Source organism: Accumulibacter sp. (genome assembly GCF_029255285.1).
Lineage (GTDB): Bacteria > Pseudomonadota > Gammaproteobacteria > Burkholderiales > Rhodocyclaceae > Accumulibacter.
Genome location: NZ_JAPUVI010000054.1, coordinates 1 through 2,957, shown reverse-complemented (window position 1 = coordinate 2,957; position 2,957 = coordinate 1). Strand labels below are relative to the sequence as shown.

Below are 2,957 nucleotides of genomic sequence, written 5' to 3'. Positions count from 1 at the left end.
CTCCAGGAAGTCGTGCAGTGTTCCGTTGCTGGCTTTGCGTGGGTCGTCGATGTCACCCAAACAGCATACCAAGCTTGCCACCTTCGTCTTGATCATTTCTCGTGCCCAAAAGACGAGAGTAGACCCGATTGCTCGTTGGTTTACAACCATTCCATCATACCACTATGAATGTTAAATGTTTTTCTTGCACGAATAGGATGAAAAAGAATATGCTATTCAAGTGTCAAGGCCCTGGGGAAGAAAGGCCTGTCTGACCCGGGAAGATATTCCATCCATTTAAACACGCCATTATCTATCTATTATATGAGCAGAGGAACCGTAACCGTTCACAGGGTTTGTGTCGTTTCGTGTGGAATTGGCCCCGCAGAGGCGGATGCCTCTGTTCAGCCCTTCGGGCGCCCCCGCCCCTTGCCCCGCCCCCGAGGGCGGGGAAGTCCTCGCCGCCGGACGGGCTCGGGAGCTGGCCGCGAAAGACCGCAACCAGCCCCAAGCCCTTCAGCGTATTGGCGTTTCAGACGCAGCTTCGCCGGGCTCCGCCCGCCCTTGACAGCGCCCTCAACGCTCCCAACCCCACTGCTTGAGAGTGGCTGCAGGCTTGCCGGCCGAGGGCGGCTGGCGGCCGGTTCCACACGAAACGACATAGAGCCGCGAAGCGGGTTGCCATGGATCACCGACTTTCGCGACTCGATGACCGAGCCGGGCTACCCGCGCGACCCGCTCACATGGAAAGTCCATCGCACGCTTGAACATGAGACTGTTCATCACTGCACAAGGGCCGTATTCACGACCGAGCCGACGCGACAGATGTATTCCCAGCGGTATCCCGACATTGCTTCGTCGCGATGGGCCGTGATCGAAAACGGCTTCGATGAAGAGAACTTCCGCGCGGCCGAGGTGGGCCTTGCAAGCAATCCGCTTGGCAAGCCAGGGCTGATCACACTTCTTCATAGCGGCATCCTTTACCCGATAGAAAGGGACCCTCGCCCTTTCTTCGCCGCACTGGACATGCTGAAGCGCACGGGCCGCATCGATGACTCGAGGCTTCAGGTTGTCCTGCGGGCAACTGGCAACGACGACCTGTACAGGCCGATGACGGCCGAACTAGGCATTGACGACATCGTCCGGCTGGAACCTGTGCTTCCCTATCGTGCCCTCCAGGAAATGCTGCGAGCCGATGGGCTTTTATTGTTTCAAGCCGCATGCTATAATCATCAAATTCCGGCGAAGATCTAGTACTACCGCTCGGAACGCCCTATCCTCGGGCTTGTTGATCACGGAGGCATTTCCGCAAGCATGCTCTCAGATGCCAAGGTACAACATATCGCAGACATAGCCGACGCAGGGAACCTCGCTGATTCGATTCAATCTTTCGTCCAGAAACTGTCTGAGAGACGTGATTTCGGCGTCGAGAGAGAGTTCGCCATGACACACTCGCGGAAATCACGAACCAGAGAACTTGCCCTGCTTCTGGATGGTTTGACAAAAGCCTGATTTTTGTCTTGACTTCAAAAGTCCACTTTACATGCACGGCCCGCCCACGGCCGACACAGCGCTGCACCAGGAGAGCACGGCGCGTGGCACGTTCATCGAATCATCTTAATGAGAGATTTTTCTGAATGAGATCAATGCCGTCCGCCAATCCAATATCTTCAGCGTGCCCCCCCGCATGTACGAGATCTCCAGTTTCTCTCTTCTTGCCGCGCTGCGTGCTGCGCTCATTGGGACGTCACTCGTGTAACACTGGCACAACTGCGCGCTACGAAACGTCGGAGGACCATCAATGACTTACCCGTACGGAAGATACAAGTATCTGAACGCAGCTGGCAAATCCGGTCTTCCCTTGACGGTAGCGGCATACGAAATCAGATCTGGCAGCAAGACGGCGAGGCGACCGGCATGAGTATTTCCAGCGCTATTGCCGGCCTGAAGCAGACGGTGAAGTCCTTGGTTCACCGAGCGCGGCGCGCCTACTTCAAGACCTTCCATCGATTCGATACCGAAGATTTCCGGATTGCGCTCGAAGCAGCAGGGCTGCGGCCAGGCGCGCGCGTCATGGTGCACAGTTCGGTCGACCGTTTTATTGGTTTCGCGGGGACGCCGCTGGACGCCCTCCGGGTCATTCAGACGATCATCGGGGAGAGCGGAACGCTCATGATGCCGACCATGCCGTTTACCGGACTGGCCAGCGACTATGCGAAGTCGGAGACTTTCAACGTTCGTCGCAGCCCGTCGCAAATGGGGATACTGACAGAGTTGCTGCGCCGGATGCCGGCCACCGTCAGAAGCGTACACCCGACTCACCCGGTCGCCATATGGGGGAAAGATGCCGAAGAGATCGCCGCGGGTCATCCTGCCGCAAGAACACCTTGCGGCAGTGGGTCGCCTTTCCACGAGTTGCTGACCAGAGGCGGCAGCATCCTCCTGATCGACGTTGACATCCAGGCAATGACTTTTTTTCACACGCTGGAGGAACTCTACGAGAACAAGCTGCCATACTCCCCGTTCACCACGGAAGTCTTTCAACTCGCGAGCATTGACCGCAACGGCGCCCGGATTCCGACGGAAACACGGCTCTTCGATTCACGGGTTGCCCGGATTCGCGTCCTGCGCCGGCTGATCCCGCCGCTCAGGAGCATGAATGTCTGGCGTGAGGCATGCGTGGGCGGAGTCAGACTGGTTCTGCTCGACTGCGAGAGTATAAGGTTGGCGTATCTTGGCCTATGCGATAGCGGCGTCCACTGCTACGACTTTGCTCGACTGGATGCGGCTCGCTGATCCCTGCCACGCTTCCGCCCACCTTTTGACCGCCGGGACATCAGCGCTTGCGCGCTGACGGCGTGATGATGTGAATGTACCGCCCAAACGACATGAGCATGTCGTGCCCGTCCCAGAAGCGGCCGAACTTCAGGGCCTGACCGATCGGCACGATACGCTCGACGCCGCGCGCCATCAGCATG

2 protein-coding genes are annotated in these 2,957 nt (G+C 57.9%); both read left to right on the top strand.

The window, feature by feature from the left end; translation table 11 throughout:
- Positions 1 to 657 precede the first annotated feature (657 nt).
- On the top strand, positions 658 to 1,233 hold the full coding sequence (locus tag Q1M07_RS07520) for a hypothetical protein (RefSeq protein ID WP_300452621.1): 576 nt from the start codon (positions 658 to 660) through the stop codon (positions 1,231 to 1,233).
- Positions 1,234 to 1,896: 663 nt separating this feature from the next.
- The gene (locus Q1M07_RS07515; RefSeq protein ID WP_300452619.1) at positions 1,897 to 2,775 is read left to right on the top strand and encodes an AAC(3) family N-acetyltransferase; all 879 of its coding nucleotides are present in this window, start codon (positions 1,897 to 1,899) and stop codon (positions 2,773 to 2,775) included.
- The last annotated feature ends 182 nt before the right edge of the window (positions 2,776 to 2,957 follow it).